Genomic DNA, 15544 nt, shown 5'->3' on the forward strand with positions numbered 1-15544 from the left:
TCCGCCTGATCCGGGAGAAGGGCCCTAGGGCCGCGGGTTCACCACCGCGACGGTGCGGTCCTCCGGCAGTTCCAGGTGGAAGCGGCCGGTGCGGCGGCCGGTGGCCACCACACAGTCGATGAGCGGCGCGCGGACCGAGCGGTCCAGGATGTTGCGGATCTCCCGCCCGCCGAGTGCCAGCGACCGCGGATCGCGCATCTCCCGGGCCACCCCGGCCGTGATGGACTCCTGATCCAGTTCCAGCTCCATGCCGGCGCGGGCCGCGGACGCCGTGATCTGCCGGAGGAACTTCGCCGTGATGGCGGGGATGTTCTCCGGCCGGAGAATGTCGAAGGCGATCACACCGTTGCCGATCCGCCCGAGCAGCTCCGGACGCTTGAGCGTGGTGGTGAAGTGCTCCGACACCTCGTGCTGGAAGAGGTCGGAGACCTCCGGGTAGGAGGGTAGTTCTCCCTTCTGCAGCAGGGCGTACAGCGGTGTCGCTCCGAGGTTGGAGGTGAAGATGATCAGGGACTGGGAGAAGTAGGCCGTCCTGCCGAGCCCGTCCGTGAGCCGTCCGTCCTCCAGGATCTGCAGGAACTTGTCGAAGACGCTCTCGTGGCTCTTCTCTATCTCGTCGAAGAGCAGGACGCTGAAGGGCTTGCTCATCACCCTGTTGGTGAGTTCGCCGCCACGCTCGTGCCCGACGTAGCCGGGGGGCGCTCCGGTGAACCGCTCGGCCGCGTGCTCCATGGCGAAGGTGGACATGTCGAAGCGGGTGAGCGCCGTCTCGTCGTCGAAGATCATGTCCGACAGGGCGCGGGCGAGTTCGGTCTTGCCCACGCCGGTGGGTCCGGCGAAGAAGAAGACGCCCTTGGGCCGGGCTTCGACGCTGTACGGGTCGGAGACGAAGTCGACGTTGAGTGTCCCCGCGGCCAGGGCCCGGCCGACCGCTCGCACGGCGGTGGGCTGGCCGATGACCCGCTCCCCCAGCTGCCGCTCGGCCTGGGGGATCCGGTCGACGAGCCGTACCCAGGGGTCGTCCTGCTGACCGAAGAGCGCGCGTTTGATGAGTTCCCTGGGCTCGGAGAGGGGCACCTTCTCCACACAGCTGGTCTGGGCGAGCCCGTCCAGTTCGGCGAGCGCCATGCCGTCGGTGAGATTGGCCAGGGTGCGGATCGCGGCGTTGGCGTCGTCGTCTTGCGCCGGGGACTGGCCGTGGAAGCGTCCGGCGATGGTGACGAGGTAGCCCAGCCGCTCCCGGTAGGAAGGCCGCGGCACCTCCACGGCTCGCACGAAGGGCTCGTCGCGGTGCAGCCACGGCGGCACGGATGCCAGGTCCGGCACCACGACGACCAGCAGGTTGTGCACCTGGGCCCTGGCCGCGCGGCCCGACTCCAGCATCATCTTCTTGGTGAGCAGCAGCAGGTCCCGGTCCTGCCGGTCGTGGTGGTCGGGGTCCAGGAGCAGCAGTTCGGCGAAGTCGAGGATGAAGGCGACCGGCCGTGACTGCTGCGCCAGTCCGCGGCGTACGGCGGCGAGGGCCTCACTGGGCTGACGGTAGCGGGGCGCCTCGGCGGCGCCCTCCCTGATGCTGCTGCGCATCCTGTGGTGCAGTTCCCTCGCGCGGGCGCTGCGGGAGTCGCCGCCGGACTCGGGCGGGTCCTCCGCCTGGGCTTCCCGGGTGGGCTGGACCGGCTGGGTGTCCCGGGTCCTGCCCTGCGGCCGGGTGTCCCGGATCCGGTCCGCGGCGCCGGCCTCGTCAGCCGGTGCCGCGATGAGCCGGGCGAACCTCCGGTGTCCGTCCTCGCCGTCGAAGACCAGGCCGTCGACCTGGTCGTACCGCCCGACGAGCTCGTAGGAGAGGGCGCTGAGGATGGCGCCGAGCGCCCTGCCCATCGGTACGAAACCGCCCTGCCAGCGAACCACGTCGTGGACGTTGCCGTGCAGGATGACATGGCGACTGCGGGCGATCTCCGCGACGAACTGCCGCACCCAGGGCGAGACCACCCACCGTCCCCCGGGCCTGCTCTCACCGGACGGGGCGCTCATCGACGCTCCCGGAAGCGGTCGGTGGGCAGTTGCTTGGCCTCACGGGCGGGCGGACGCTCGGGTTTTCCGTCCCAGGTGAGTTCGCCGGCGCGTACGCCTTCTGGTTCCAGCGCCTCCTGGAAGCGTTCGAGGACCTCCGCGGTCAGATCGCAGCTCCTCTCCTCGCCCGAGGCCGACAGCCGCGTGACGAAGTCATGGCCCTCCGCCTCATAGACGAGTTGGGCGCCTCCGCTGCCGTCGGCGACCACGGCCATCACGATGCGGTCGCCCGAGACACGGCGTGCGGTGAGCATGCTGCTGGTGCCGTCGGACTGCACGCTGCCCGCTTCCAGGCGCAGCCCGGCGGCCGGGAGCGCGCGGCGTACCGCGTCCAGGACGATCTGCACGCAGGCCAGTTCGTCCAGCCAGGCGTCGAAGGCGGCGGCGAGGGTGGTGAGACGGTCCCGCGCCTGCCCGGTCAGCCGGGTGATCTCGGGGAGGTGGCCCCGGTCGGCCGCCGCGGACAGCTGCCGCAGAAGCGGACGGGCCGCCTCCAGGCCGTCGAGTCCGGCACCCGCCTGTTCCGCCTCGGAGACGAGGGCGGCCAGTTCTTGGTGCGCCTGTTCGGCCTGCCGCCGCGCCCGCGCCAGGACCTCGCGCCGCTCCTGCGCCCGGCGCAGATGCCGTTCGGCCGCGTCGGCAGCCTTGAGCCGGGCCGCCGGGAAGCGGTCGGGAGAGCCGGCCTGGCGCCGGGCCTCATCCAGCGCCGCGGCGACCTCCTCAGCCCCTTCGCGGTCCAGTTCGGCCCGGTCGGCGAAGGCCGCCAGGCCGGATTCCAGGACCGCCAGGGCTGCCGACCGCTCTTGCCGTGCCAGGGCGGCGCTGACGGCGACGTCCAGGGCGGTGGCGCCCTCCTCGGCGGTCGCCAGGGCGGACCAGGCCGCCTCCAGGGACGGTTCGTCGCGGGCGGAGGCGATGGCGTCGGCCACCGCGGTGAGCACCGTGGTGAGATGGGAGTGCCGGGAGACCTCACCGGTGGCCAGGGCTGCATCCCGCTGCCCGGCCACCCGTCCGGCCAGTGCCGAGCGGCGTGCCGTCAGCTTCTTGCGCTCGGCCCGCACCCGGCGGTCCCGCTCCCGCTCCCGCTTCAGGCGGGCCCGCTCCTCGCGCTGCCGGCGCTGTTCGGCCAGCTGCTGCTGCCTGATGCGGTCGAGTTCGGCGAACGAGTACTTGGGGCTACCGGACATCGGTCCTCCGGGACATGGTCAGATGAATTCCGTTCCGGTCCAGGGCGCGTTCGAAGTTCTCGCGGAAACCGGGGACCGGAGGAACGCCGTTCCAGACGATGCTCCCCGACCCGATTTCGAACTCCAGGCCCGCGCTCGCGTCGTGGCCGGGCGGCTGGTGGCGGTCCGTCAGGTAGTGGATGCGCTGGTTGTCAGAGCCCCGCCACAGCAGCGGGCGGTGGCGTTCGGACAGGAAGGGGCCGTCTACGAGGATGTCCAGCCGGGCCAGCAGCTTCCGCTGGTCCGCGTCCCCGCGCCGCAGCCGCTCCAGAGTGAAGCCGGAGTAGGACATCACCGACCAGTCCCGCTCCGCGCGCATCCGGTCCACCAGGGCGGCCAGCACTCCGGCCTGCGCCATGGGCTCGCCCCCGGAGAAGGTCACTCCCGTCACCGTTTCGGGCAGTGCGTTGAACCGGGCGGCCAGTACGTCGACCTCCCAGGGCTCGCCGCCCTCGAAGGGCAGTCCCTCGGGCGAGACGCAGCCGGGGCAGCGCAGTGGGCAGCCCTGCACCCACACCACGGCCCGCAGACCTGGACCGAGCACCCCGACCGAGTCGGAGACGCGGCCGACGGAGAGGACCGGGGGCCCGCAGGAGCCCCGCGCGTCTTCATGGGGACGGTTCATGGGAAGTGCCTTCCTGAAGAGTGCCGGGTGAGCGGGAAGCGGTCGCGGCCGGTGCGGGCCGCCAGCTCGCACCACGGACAGCGGACCGCCTGCGGGAGGTGGACGTGCAGGGGGCCGGTGGGGCAACGGCGGATCTCGTATTGAGCTTCGGCCAGCACGTCGATCCACTCCTCCGGCCGGGGGCGCGCCTCCGGGTCGTCGTAGCCCTCGTCGAGGCAGCGCCGCAGCAGCAACCCGAGCGGACCGGCCAGCACCAGGCCGGCCCGGGGCGCGCTGGGCGGCGGGCGCAGAGGCGTGCCGAGGAGGACGGCCCGCCGGGCCTCCACATTGGCGCGTACGTCGTAGGGCGGTTCCGCGCCGGGCGGGATCCCCGCGAAGGGATGGGTGCCCAGCTGGAGGATGACCGCGATGAGCACGGACAGGGCCCAACGGTCGGCGGAGAACCGGCGTTCCTTGCGGGAGGCCGGGTCCGCCAGGTGCTCCGGAGGCGTGTACTCGTCCCGGGAGAACGGCGACGGAAGCGGCGTACCGCCGCGGGGGTCGTGGATCTGCCAGCCGTCGACGTCCACGAAGGCGACGGTGGCGCCCGCGGTGGCAAAGAGGTTCTCCGGTGACAGGTCGGCCACCACATGGCCGGCGCGATGGATCGCGCTCATGGTGCGGGCGAGGTCCAGGGCGAGTTCCAGGTACCAGCGCCAGGTGGCGTCCGCGGGTACCAGGCTCCCGTGGCCGGTGAAGGCGTGGTGCAGCGAGGCGAATCCTGGCTGCAGGAGCGCGGGTTGGACATATCCGAGCAGACGCCCACCGCGGGCGTCGCGAACCCGTCCGAGCGGCCAGGCCACCCTGATGATGCCGTCCCGGGCCGTCAGCTGCTCCGGCCGGGAGCGCAGCATCACCTCCAGTTTCTGGGGGAAGCGGTCGGCGTCGGGTCTGCGCTCCAGCTTGACGACGAGCCGCGGCCATTCGACGACACGCCACACACTGCCCTGAGATCCCGGCGGCCCGGCCCGCCCGCCGAGGGTGGCCCGCCGCCTCCTGCCGTCCGTCGCCTCGAGGACGATCTCCCTCGGTGTCGGTTTCACGTGCGCTCCACCGCCACGACCAGCGTCTTGTCGTCGTGCGTCAGCGCGGCGAGGCGCTCACCCGCGAGGAGGCGCGCGAGATAGGCGTCGTCCTCCGCGGCCTTGTCGGCGTGGGCGAAGAGCGGAGTGAAGAACCGGTGGTACGGCCGTACCGCCCGGGCCTCTTCGTGGACGAGTCCGACCTCGCGCAGCCCGTCACTGCTGACCGCCACGCCGGTGAGGTCGGGCAGCCGCGCCACCACCCGGCGGGCCCGGGTCTCGGCACAAGGTGAGGTGACGAACACCGTGCGCCCCGGCTCGGCGAACCGGCCCGCGCCCCACCGCCCTGCTCCGAGCGCCGTACGGTCCTGACCGGGTGCCTCGTCCGGGGGCAGGAGCAGGTCGAACTGCGACGTGCCGCAGCGGGTCACCACGAAGCCGTCTCCGATGGCGACGGCCGCGAGCCAGGGACGGCGGATCACCACGAGGGTGAGCGTGGTCCCCCACTGGTCCAGCCGGTAGCCCTGCCGGTCGGACAAGGAGGACGACATCGCCGCCGCGGCCCTACGGAACCTGTGTACGACGTTCCGGGTGCCCCGGTCGAGGCGGTGTGCCAGGGCCGCCGCCACGGCGGCCGGGGGGAGCCCGTCCCGGACGGACGGCAGCACCCGCCGGCCCTCGTCCGCGGCGAGGGTGACGGCGAGCGACGAGGCGGTGCGGGCCAGCCGTGCCCGGCTGGCGCCGTCCGCACAAGCGAGTATCAGGGTGTCCGCGTCCTGGTGAGTGGCGAAGCTGTCCTGGCAGTCGGTGACGGACCGGGTGTGCCGGCTGCCCATCACGGACGCGGCCGAGACCAGCCATGGCGTCGTGCTCATGGTCTGTCGTCCGGCTGCGGCCCGGCGGGCCCGTCCTCGGGCGCCGCCTCGTCGGGGTCCCAGTGGGCCTGCTCCCACACGGCGGTGTAGGGGTCCTCCGCCGAGGTCGCCACCAGCACGAGGTCGAGCAGCCCGGCGAAGTCCAGGTCGGTCAGGGGTATGTAACCCCGGTCGGTGGCGAGCGTCCGCAGCATCTCCTCGTCGGCGCCCGGAGCGCCGAAGGCCAGGAACAGCAGACGTCGCTGTCGGCGGCGGGCGCCGATCAGATCGGCGACGGAACGCCAGGCGTCGGCCGGCAGTTCGTCGTTCGGTTCGCCGTCGCTGAAGAGAATGAGCCGCACCTGCCCGGTCTGCAGACCGTGCTGGTCGGCCAGGTGCTGGACTCGGCGGTCGCCCAGCCGCAGGGCGAACTCCAGGGCCTCGACCATCGGTGTCGTACCGGAGGCGGTCAGGTCACCGAAGTCCAGGTCGGCGGCGGGCACGAACGCACCGCCGTCCTGGGCGAGTTCGGCCTCCGCCCGGCGGGGGTCGCCGGTCACCGCCCGGACGCCGTCGCCGCCGAAGGTCACCACCGCGAACTCGACCGCCCTGAGAGGGCCTTCTCCCTGTTTGCGGATCTCCGGCAGCCAGGCGCGCATGCTCCGATTGAGTTCGTCGATGGGACGGGTGCCCTGCTCTGCGAACCGCATCGATCCGGACACGTCGATCAGGAGGATGACGACCCGTCGGTGATAGGTGTCCGTGCTGAACTCGATGTCGTCGGTGGGTTCCGGGGAGCCGCGGAAGATGTCGTCGAAGTCGTCGAAGACGCTCATGCCGCCCGCCCCCCTTCCCGGGGCTCCTCGAGCGGCCAGGCATCCCAGATGCCGGCGCCGCCTTCCTTCCTGGTCAGCCGCACCGTGCCACCTCGTCCTGGCGGCTGGGCCGCGCCCAGCCAGCGGGCCGGCTCCACCAGTCCGTCGACGACCACCAGCCCGCGCGGGTCGAGGAGGGCGTGGACCGTGCCGCGTATCACTCCAGGTTCTGCGGGAGTGGTCTTCGCAACTTCCCGGCTCCGTGTCCGCCGCGACAGCACGGCCAGTGCCGCCAGCGCCACAGCGGTCCAAGAGACGGCACGCAGACTCCGGCCGAACAGGCCACAGGGACGGCCCATCGCACCTCCCCCGAGTATTCAGCGGCATATCCGCCCGGCAGTAGGAATTGATGTTACCTACCTGATGTGTCTTCTAATCCCGTATTACTGCGGGAAGTTGAAGAATCATTTCTTCCCTCATAATCGTTTTTACCAACGGTTCGGCATGGCACACTGGCCGTCCGTCCTGGCCGGGGAACCGGTCGCGGGCCGAGGGAAACGGGGCGAACGTGGTCGGTACCGGACGGAGTCATGTGGTCGTCGAGTGGGAGCACCGCGGTCACCCGAGTCCGGCGGCGACCGGGTCCGCGGGTAAGCGTCTGTCCGCGCCGCGCCGGTTCCCCGTATTCGGTGAAGCCCGCCGGGGCAACCGCGGAATTCGGATTCGATCTGGCGGCCGATTCCAGGAAACCGCGCAGACACAAAGCCGCCGGCAGCGGGTTCTTCGTGGGCCCGGGGTTCGCCCAGCCCTGCGCCTCTGTGCGCGACGCCCGGTCATGGCGGAAATCATCACCCGCAGCGGCCCGCAGGGCGATGCCGGGACCACACGCGGGTCGACGCCGACGACGACCCGTACACGCGCCGTCCCGGCCGGCCACCGGTCGGTGGCTGTGAGCGTCGGGGTGAAGCCGCCGCTTCCACGCGGGCGCCAGGAGAACACGGACGGCACAGGCGCCAAGATGTCGGCCTCGGCCTCGGTCGGCAACCGGCCCGGCCGCGAGGAACGCGGCGACGAGGCCCGTACGAAGCGGACCCGGCCGCCGTATGAGGGCCGGACCCGGCTTCGGGCCCACGACCGTACGACAGTGACTGCGTCCGGGGCCGGCGCGACGGTGAACCCGGCCCGGGCCGATCCGGCGCGCGCCATGGAGACGGGGTTCCGGAAGGGCCGGTTCTTCCCGGCCCCCGTGACCACCCGGGAGAAACGCACCGACGGCAGCGGTCGGCCGTCGGTCGACCGGTGGCTCGGGGCCGGGCGCCCATGCCCGCAGGGTGCCCGCCGGCCGGGCGTCCGTGCGGTGGGGCCTCCCCTCATCGGCCACCCCCTTCACGTCCGATATGCACACCCAGGCCCGTTCACGTTCCGTCCGTCCACATTCGGAAAGCAGGTGGGATGCGTGGCCCTGTACGCGCTCCTGGTGGGAATCGACGGCTACCGCGCGCCGGTCGCACCACTCGGTGGCTGCCGCAATGACATCGATGCGGCGAGCGCCCTCCTGGAAAGCCGGCTGCCCCCCGAGGAGTTCGTGCCGCTGCGGCTGACCGACGGTGCGGCCACCCGGGCCGCGGTGATCAACGGGTTCCGGCGCCATCTGGGCCGGGCCGCCTCCGGTGACAGTGTGCTCTTCTGGTTCAGCGGCCACGGCTCACAGGCGCCGGTGCCCGCGAGGTTCGCCCACCTTGAACCGACCGGGCTGCTGCAGACGCTGATCTGCGTCGACAGCCGGCACGATGGTGTGCCCGATCTCTACGACAAGGAACTCGCCGTGCTGATCGGCGAGGTCGCCACGCGGGGAGCCCATGTCGTCGCCGTGCTGGACTGCTGCCACGCCGACAGCGGCACCCGGGGACCCGTCACGCCCCACGGACCCGGCGGTCCCGAGGGAACGCTCCTGACGGTCCGGGGACAGCCGGCGCTCACCTCACCACCGCGGGCCGAGTTCCTGCTGGAGGCCCTCCGCGCGGAACGGGGCGGCCGTGGCATGGCGCCGGCCGGCCCTTCCGCCGCTCCCCATGTGCTGCTGGCGGCCTGTCACTCGGATCAGTACGCCGTGGAGGTGCCCACCGAGAGCGGTCCCCGCGGTCTGTTCAGTCTGGCGCTGCTGGAGCAGCTGGAGAACCTCGGACCGGCGGCAACCTTCCGGGAGTTGATGACCGGCACCAGATGCCGGGTCGAGGACGGCGCCCGTGGGCAGGTCCCCGTGCTGTCCCCGGCCGCCGACGCCGTCGTTGACCGCCCGTTCCTCGGCGGCGGGGTCAGGGCGGCGCGGTCCCCGGTGACGATGCGGTGGCTGCGTGGCGCCTGGGAGGTCGATGCGGGAGCCTGCCATGGAGTGCCGTCCGGAACCCCGCTGGACCCGACGCTGTTCGCCGTGCACGACTCCGACCCACCGCTGGAGGTGCGGGTGCTGAGAGTGCAGACCGACCGTAGTGAGGTGGAGCCCGTCGGCTGGACACCGAGTCCGCGCGAGCAGTACTCGATGGTGCTGACCTCAGTCCCACTGCCCGTCGGTACGGTCGCACTGGACGGAGGCCCCGGCGACGAGGGACGGGTGACCACCCGACTGCTCGCCGCCACCCTGGACACCGCGGGGCCGGCCGGTGGTCCCTCTCCGCATGTCCGGGTCGCGGATCCGGCAGCACAGACGCGGCGGCTGCCCGATGTGCGGGTCCACGTGCCCCGCCCCGCCACCGTACGGATCACCACTGCCGACGGGAGCCCGATCGTCCCCGACGCGAGGTGTGCAACGGCGGACGAGGCGGCCCGGGTAGTCATGGACCTGGAGCACATCGCCCGTTGGCGGCGGATCAAGGAACTGCACAACCCGGTCTCCACGCTGCCCGGTGCGGTGGCCGTGGAGATCGTGGCCGTAGGAGAGGGCGAAGCCGTCGACTCCGGTGTCCGGCCCCCGCTGCGACCGGGTCCGGACGGAGCCGTGCATCTCGACTACCGGTGGGGGCCGAACGGCTGGGAGGAGCCCGAGGTGTTCGTCCGGCTGCGCAACACCACGGACCGACAGCTGTACTGCGTCCTGCTGGACCTCACGGACCGGTTCCGGATCCACCCGGAGCTCTTCTCCGGCGACTGGATCGCTCCGTGGTACACCGCCTCGGCGGCCTGGGGAAGGGCGGTCACCATGTCGCTGCCACCGGGCCGGCCCGTCGTTCCGGGGGCGACGGGCACGGACTGGCTGAAGGTGCTGGTGGCGGAGAGGCTTTTCTCCTCCGAGGCGTTCGGTCTCGGGCGCCTCGGCGAGCCGGAGGCGAGGGCGGTGCGCCGCGGCCCGAGCGGCTACCAAGGCGTGCTCGACCGGCTCGGTCTCGTGGCGCTGCGTCGGGACGCGGAGGTACTGCGCCCGGAGGCGGCCGACTGGACCACGGGCATCCTTCCGGTGGTGGTCCGGGTCCCCGGGAACTGACGGGAACCGATGGCCGGCCGCCGCCGGGCCGCTCACCGTCCGGTGTGCACGAACGCCGCCCACGAGGCGATGTCCGACTCCTCCTGCGTACGGAAGTGCCCGCGCAGCCTGCTGGGCATCTCCTGCGGCGGCCTGCGGCGGCCGACCATGCACAGCTGTGCCTCGCGCAGCGCGTCCGCCGGTGGCATGCCGGCCTCCCGCAGGAAGTGGTGGAACATGAACATCAGGACGGAGGTCGCGGCGTCGGGCACGCTCCAGTTGGCGCTCACCACCGAGCGAACCCGTCCCGCCAGCAGCGTGGTGCTCAGGCTGAACGCCTCGTCGAGGCCACGCCCGGAGCGGCCGGTGCTGCACGCGGCGAGGACGGCGAGGGCGATCTCGCGATCGGGGCCCTCCCCCAGAGTGCGCACCAGTCGTTCCGCCGCGAGGTGCTCTCCCCCGTCCAGCAGCAGATAGGAACTGTCCCCGGCCGCGGTGCTCTCCTCGACGATGCCGTGGCAGGCCAGATGGAGCATGGGGCCGCCGTCGGGGTCCGCGAGCCAGCGCAGCACTTCTTCGCGGGTGCCGGCGCCCTCCGGGCTCGGAGCGCCGTCGGGCATCCGGCCGATGTAGCGGGCGTCCGGGTAGAAGCGGTCCTTGACGGCCAGCGCTTCGAGGCGTGCGGCGGGCAGGTCCCGTGCCGCGCCGGCCGGATCGGGGTCGCCGATGACCAGCCCGCCGCCGGTGAGGGACACGGGGCTGCGCCAGGCCGACTCGCACAGCAGCCGGGCGGAGGGCGCGTAGGAGAAGACGACGTCCTCCATCGCGTACCGCCGGCTCCCGTCCTCGCAGCGGGTGCACGCCGCGTGCCACGGTACGCGCGCCAACTCCCCCACCGGGATGAGCACCAGTCGTGCCGGGCGGCCCTCGGGGAGGGTCAGGTGGCGTTCCAGCAGTGGTCCGACGGCCGCCTCCCAGGCCCACTCGCAGATCCCGTTGAGCGCCCTCGGCGCTTTGACCCGGGCGTCGCGCAGTCTGCCGTCACGGGTGGGTGCGTCCCGTCCCGCCATGCCCTGCGCGGCGTCCGAGAGGAAGGCGTCGAAGGCGGCGATTCCGGCGTCGTTGAGCTGGGGCAGCAGCATCCAGCTCGCGGGGGCGTCCGCCGGGACCACCACGGCGGCGCCGTTGCGCTCGGCGCCGGGCAGGAGATAGACCAGTGCGTCGGCGCCGAGGGACCGCAAAGCGGCACGTGTCTCGGGAGGCGCGGGTGGGTCGAGCAGCCGTGTGGTGCCCTCGGCCGGGCTGGCCGCCGGTGAGCCGTCGTCCATGAGCTGGATGCCCGCGAGCGCGCCGACGACCCGCCGCCTGAGCTCGCCGGGCTCCTCGCCGGGGGCGTGGGTCTTCTTCGCCTGCTGCCACTCCCGGGCCAGGGCCGCGTCACCCGAGGCGGTGAGCCGTGCCACGACGTCCCGGGTCTCGGTGGTGGCGTAGAGGATGAGACCGCGTCCGGCGTCCAGGGCGGTGGCCGCCCCTTCCGCGTCATTGTCCATGAGACACCAGCGCGCGGTATCCAGGGCGTCGTCGGCCGCGTGGCGGGCGACGGCCTGCATCTCGTCGGGCGAGGATTCCAGCAGCACGCTCCACGCATGGCCGCGCAGTCCGCGCAGCGCCGTCGAGCGGCACAGCTCGCGGCGGCCGGACAACCGGTAGGCGTGGGCCAGCGGCATGGCAATGGTGGTCCACAGTCCGTGCGTGGTGGACTCGGCCAGCTTCTGGGCCTTCTCCAGCAGTTCGGTGCCGGTCCTCAGATCGTGCGGACTGCCCGATGTCTCGACCCGGCGCAGATGGGCGCTGCCGGCGGTGAGCAGGTAGTGGGGGCGGCGCGGGTCGTGCTCGGAGGTGATGGACAGCACCTCGGTGAGATGGCGCACCGCGTTGTCCACGCGCTGCGGGGTGTCCGCGGCGAGTTCGGCCGTCGCGAGCTGGCTCAGCCGCAGGGCGCGCTCGGTGTCCGGCAGTCCGGGCTGGTTCGCCATCTCCTCGAGAACGCGGAAGTGGGAGTCGGCAGGCGGCTGGACGGGCTCGGTCCGGCGCCCTGCGGTACCCGCGCCGCCGGGGCGGAGCATCTCCAGGAACGGGACGAGGGAGTTCACCGCCTGCTCCACCGAACTGCGCAGCGGGTCACCCGGGTCCATCCGGTGTGCGGCTTCCCGGAGTTGGCCGATCAGCTCCATGGCACCCTGGACATCGCTCCGCAGGATCTTGGTGTGCGCCTCCTGCATCAGGGCGATGACCGTACCGTGACCCTGCAGCGGTGATTCGGGGCCGAGGCCGTCGAGGAGAGCGCGGGCGTCGCGGCTCACCTGCTCGCTCTCCACCACGCTGCGGTCCTCCTGGGCGACCAGGTGCCGCAGTCCCAGCCGGGCCGCCCGGACGAGCGTGAGGTGGGGCTGGGTGTCCCCGACGATCTCCGCGTACCGTTCCAGGTCCCGGAGTGCGGCGCGCGGGCGGAATCCAGGGCGGCTCTCCTGCCAGGCCACGAGCAGGTCGCCCGCGCGCAGTGCCGCCGAGGTCACCGGCCAGTCCGGCAGCGGAGAGAGGTCCGTGTCGGCGACGTCGGCGAGAGCGACCGCTCTGGCCATGCGCGGGGAGCCCAGCAGGGTGCCGGACCTGAGCAGGGAGGTCGCCAGGACGGATGCCAGCTTGGCCCGTCCCGGAAGCTGTGCGGGCAACGCGTCGAAGTCCGCGAGGGCGCTGTCGATGTCGGTGGGGCTCCAGCCGAGGGCCTCGTAGCGGATGGCGTGCATCCAGCAGCGTGCGAAGAGCCACGGCACCCGGTCGTCCTCGCCGACCACCTGTATGGCCTGGGTGGTGCGGGCGATGACCGTGCCCAGCTCGTTCGTCGGCGTACTGTCGGTCATGGTGGTAGTCCTTGTCACTGGGGGCGGAACCGGGGTGGACGAAGCGGAGTCGAGCGGAGTCCCAAGACGGCCGGAAGCCTTGGCGACCCGGGCCGGGGTCAGCGTCCGGCGCCGCTCTCCGGTCGTACGGCACGGATCCAGGCCACCCCGGTGAAGTTCTTGCCGGCGACCTCGATCTCGGCCCTCTCGAATCCGTCGGCGGACAATCCCTCGTAACCGGTGCCCACGAGGTCCCGGTAGAGCGGGTCGGAGAAGGCGGCCACGAGATGAGTGCCGGGGGACTTGTCGAGGGCGCTCCGTACGGGGGCGGAGTCCAGTACACGGAAGAGGTCGACCACCGCCGAACCCGCGTAACCGCTGTCCGCCTCATGGACGATGCCCTGGTGGAGACTGGCCCTCATACGAATCCTGCGTGGGTTTCCCGCACTCTCCTCGATCGGCCTCGGGGTGATCCCCTCGGTACGGTCGTTGGCCGCCGCCAGCCCCTCGGCCAGCCCGTCCAGGAGACGGGGGACGACCCTCGTCTCGTCGGTGTCGGGTTCCAGAACCAGCAGGTAGCCGTCGCCCTGGGCCTGGCGTCCGCAGCGGTCCCAGACCACACCCGCCCCTTCGCACGCCGAGCGCAAGGTGCGCAGCAGCACCCGCTGCAGGTGGACCATGTCGGCGTTGTCGCGGGCACTGTACTTCTCGATGTCGACGGCCAGGCAGAGACGCCTGAGCCCCGGGGGCAGCCCCTCTTCACTCGGCCCCGAGCCGCCGTTCCCCTCCTCCGGCACGCCGTCCGTGTGTCCTCCGCCCTCTTCCCGGCCCTCCCGGCCCTCGTATGCGGGCAGTGCCCAGGCTCCCGGCAGGGCGGCCCGGAGTGCGCGTGTGGCGGCCGTCGGCCAGGCCTCGGCCGCCGGGATACGGAACGGCGTGTCGTGGGGAGTCTGCGCCGCTCGACGCCGGAGTGGTCCGCCAAGCACCCGTTGCACGGTCGTGGTGCTCAGACTCAGCCGCCCGGACACGTCCGCGCTGATCGACGGCATCCGCACCACCGCCTGCGCCCAGCGTCCGTCGGGGCGGAGAGCGCCGCCGCGCCCCGTGGCCCGGAAGGTCCAGCGCAGTCGGTGTCCGCCGAGTCCGAAGACGGCGATCCGGGTGCCGTCGGCGGTGACCGTGCCGGCGGCCGGGTGGAGGCTCAGCGCGTGCAGGTCGTCGGCGAGCCGGACGGTGAGGGTGACTTCCTCGTAGCGGCGTCCGCCGGGCAATTCCTCCAGGTCGAACGGGAAGCAGACGAGAAGCACGCGGTCCCGCCCGGCAGGGTCATGCCCGGCTGCGGTGTCCTTGAGCGCGTAGACGATCGGCCGGCCGAGGGAGGCGCCGCCGATCCGTTCGTGGACGGGATCCTGCCCTCCCTTGGGGATGGCGCCGTCGAGGGCCAGGAGGTCCGGGGTGGCCAGCACATCGACGAAATCCGATGCGTGCTCGTGTTTCTCGGTGTGCATGTGTCCCCGTTCTCCTGGTTGTACGGTGCGGTTGGCTCGTGGTCAGGCCTCGGACTCCTCGGTCAGCCGCGCGGCCTGGCGCAATCTCTCCGGCGACAGCACGGTCGTACGGCCGTACCCGACCTGGATCACTCCTCGGTCGGCGAGTTCCCCCAGGACGTGGTGGACCCGGCGTTCCTTGGCGCCGACGAGTCCGGCGAGCTCGGCCTGCGTGAGCCGTGGCCCGATCAGCACCCCGGCGCGCCGTGGTTCCCCGTAGTCCTCCATCAGGTCGACGAGGACCCGGGCCACCCTGGTTGCCACCGGGCTGCCGCTGAAGTCGCCCCGGCGCCGTACCGACCACCGGTTCTTGCGCACCAGCATCCGGCTGACGGCCAGTGCCGCGGCGGGGCAGGAGTCGAGACAGCCGAGGAAGTCCCGCTGGCCGACGCGCCGCGCGCTCACGGGTCCGGCGGCGGTGACGGTGGCCGACCTGGGCCGGTTGTCGAAGGCCGCGAACTCCCCGACCAGGTCCCCACCGAGCCGGATGGCCAGCAGTGCGGTATCGCCGTCCTCCGAGGTCGCGGTGACCTTGGTGACCCCGCTGAGCAGCAGCAGGACGAACGTCTCCCGCAGGCCTTCGATCAGCAGATGCTCTCCGGCGTCGTAGGAGCGTGCCGTCCCCAGGGAGAGCAGGGCCTTGGCGGCGGCCGGGGAGCGCCGCAGATCGGCCAGGAGCGTGCCGTTCGCCCACCGGTCGGATCCGGCTCCCTCCGTGTGTCCCTCCGCCATCACGACCCCCCGAACATGTCGGCCTTCTCCGGTATCAGAGACTTGTGGCATCTTATCGACTGCGCGGACAACGTCCCTTTTCTTTCCCCAAGTTGGGTGCAAGACAGCGGTGCGTTCGCTGCGCGTGCGGAGCGGCGGCAGAGTCGTCGCCCGGATTCCGCACTGCTGCGACGAGTACGGTGCGCCGGTTGCCGCACTCTTGCCGTGCGGGGGACGGTTCGGGGAGCCGGCCCGGCCCCACCGGCGAGTCGGCTCCC

General features: G+C 72.2%; 11 protein-coding genes. 1 reads left to right on the top strand and 10 read right to left on the bottom strand.

Annotated features, from left to right (window positions below):
- Positions 1 to 24 precede the first annotated feature (24 nt).
- The 7 genes from ACFZDC_RS10115 to ACFZDC_RS10145 are packed head-to-tail and all read right to left on the bottom strand — an operon-like array spanning position 25 to position 7010.
- Positions 25 to 2031, bottom strand: coding sequence for an AAA family ATPase (locus ACFZDC_RS10115; protein ID WP_391322058.1), 2007 nt, complete (start codon positions 2029 to 2031; stop codon positions 25 to 27).
- Positions 2028 to 3257 (bottom strand): hypothetical protein, encoded by a 1230-nt coding sequence (locus tag ACFZDC_RS10120; protein WP_391322060.1) that lies wholly within the window; start codon positions 3255 to 3257, stop codon positions 2028 to 2030. Before ACFZDC_RS10120 ends, ACFZDC_RS10115 begins: the two co-directional genes overlap by 4 nt.
- A complete protein-coding gene (locus ACFZDC_RS10125; protein WP_391322062.1) occupies positions 3247 to 3921 on the bottom strand; it encodes a 4Fe-4S cluster-binding domain-containing protein in 675 nt (224 codons plus the stop codon). The genes ACFZDC_RS10120 and ACFZDC_RS10125 overlap by 11 nt, the downstream gene beginning before the upstream one ends.
- Positions 3918 to 5003 carry a hypothetical protein gene (locus tag ACFZDC_RS10130; RefSeq protein WP_391322063.1) on the bottom strand — a complete coding sequence of 362 codons (1086 nt, stop codon included), beginning with the start codon at positions 5001 to 5003 and terminating at the stop codon, positions 3918 to 3920. Before ACFZDC_RS10130 ends, ACFZDC_RS10125 begins: the two co-directional genes overlap by 4 nt.
- Complete coding sequence (locus ACFZDC_RS10135) at positions 5000 to 5857, bottom strand: protein phosphatase 2C domain-containing protein (RefSeq protein ID WP_391322065.1); 858 nt, start codon at positions 5855 to 5857, stop codon at positions 5000 to 5002. The genes ACFZDC_RS10130 and ACFZDC_RS10135 overlap by 4 nt, the downstream gene beginning before the upstream one ends.
- Positions 5854 to 6672, bottom strand: a complete 819-nt coding sequence (locus tag ACFZDC_RS10140) for a VWA domain-containing protein (RefSeq protein WP_391322067.1) — start codon at positions 6670 to 6672, stop codon at positions 5854 to 5856. Before ACFZDC_RS10140 ends, ACFZDC_RS10135 begins: the two co-directional genes overlap by 4 nt.
- A complete protein-coding gene (locus ACFZDC_RS10145) occupies positions 6669 to 7010 on the bottom strand; it encodes a hypothetical protein (protein WP_391322069.1) in 342 nt (113 codons plus the stop codon). The genes ACFZDC_RS10140 and ACFZDC_RS10145 overlap by 4 nt, the downstream gene beginning before the upstream one ends.
- Positions 7011 to 8107: 1097 nt before the next feature.
- Here ACFZDC_RS10145 and ACFZDC_RS10150 point away from each other — a divergent pair.
- Positions 8108 to 10129, top strand: a complete 2022-nt coding sequence (locus ACFZDC_RS10150; protein WP_391322071.1) for a caspase family protein — start codon at positions 8108 to 8110, stop codon at positions 10127 to 10129.
- A gap of 32 nt (positions 10130 to 10161) precedes the next feature.
- On the opposite strand, the gene ACFZDC_RS10155 is transcribed toward ACFZDC_RS10150, so the two are convergent.
- The 3 genes from ACFZDC_RS10155 to ACFZDC_RS10165 all read right to left on the bottom strand — a co-directional run bounded on the left by ACFZDC_RS10155 (position 10162) and on the right by ACFZDC_RS10165 (position 15287).
- Positions 10162 to 13029 carry a CHAT domain-containing protein gene (locus ACFZDC_RS10155; protein ID WP_391322073.1) on the bottom strand — a complete coding sequence of 956 codons (2868 nt, stop codon included), beginning with the start codon at positions 13027 to 13029 and terminating at the stop codon, positions 10162 to 10164.
- Positions 13030 to 13127: 98 nt separating this feature from the next.
- Positions 13128 to 14516 carry a hypothetical protein gene (locus ACFZDC_RS10160; protein ID WP_391322075.1) on the bottom strand — a complete coding sequence of 463 codons (1389 nt, stop codon included), beginning with the start codon at positions 14514 to 14516 and terminating at the stop codon, positions 13128 to 13130.
- 42 nt (positions 14517 to 14558) lie between these two features.
- Positions 14559 to 15287, bottom strand: a complete 729-nt coding sequence (locus ACFZDC_RS10165) for a cyclic nucleotide-binding domain-containing protein (RefSeq protein WP_391322077.1) — start codon at positions 15285 to 15287, stop codon at positions 14559 to 14561.
- Positions 15288 to 15544 lie beyond the last annotated feature (257 nt).

Source organism: Streptomyces sp. NPDC007905 (assembly GCF_042959345.1).
Classification (GTDB): Bacteria; Actinomycetota; Actinomycetes; order Streptomycetales; family Streptomycetaceae; genus Streptomyces.

Excerpts from the sequence above, each read along its gene's own strand:
- ACFZDC_RS10120 (WP_391322060.1), bottom strand. The coding sequence starts at position 3,257 with ATGTCCGGTAGCCCCAAGTACTCGTTCGCCGAACTCGACCGCATCAGG.
- ACFZDC_RS10115 (WP_391322058.1), bottom strand. The coding sequence starts at position 2,031 with ATGAGCGCCCCGTCCGGTGAGAGCAGGCCCGGGGGACGGTGGGTGGTC.
- ACFZDC_RS10145 (WP_391322069.1), bottom strand. The coding sequence starts at position 7,010 with ATGGGCCGTCCCTGTGGCCTGTTCGGCCGGAGTCTGCGTGCCGTCTCT.
- ACFZDC_RS10160 (WP_391322075.1), bottom strand. The coding sequence starts at position 14,516 with ATGCACACCGAGAAACACGAGCACGCATCGGATTTCGTCGATGTGCTG.
- ACFZDC_RS10135 (WP_391322065.1), bottom strand. The coding sequence starts at position 5,857 with ATGAGCACGACGCCATGGCTGGTCTCGGCCGCGTCCGTGATGGGCAGC.
- ACFZDC_RS10125 (WP_391322062.1), bottom strand. The coding sequence starts at position 3,921 with ATGAACCGTCCCCATGAAGACGCGCGGGGCTCCTGCGGGCCCCCGGTC.
- ACFZDC_RS10165 (WP_391322077.1), bottom strand. The coding sequence starts at position 15,287 with ATGGCGGAGGGACACACGGAGGGAGCCGGATCCGACCGGTGGGCGAAC.
- ACFZDC_RS10140 (WP_391322067.1), bottom strand. The coding sequence starts at position 6,672 with ATGAGCGTCTTCGACGACTTCGACGACATCTTCCGCGGCTCCCCGGAA.
- ACFZDC_RS10155 (WP_391322073.1), bottom strand. The coding sequence starts at position 13,029 with ATGACCGACAGTACGCCGACGAACGAGCTGGGCACGGTCATCGCCCGC.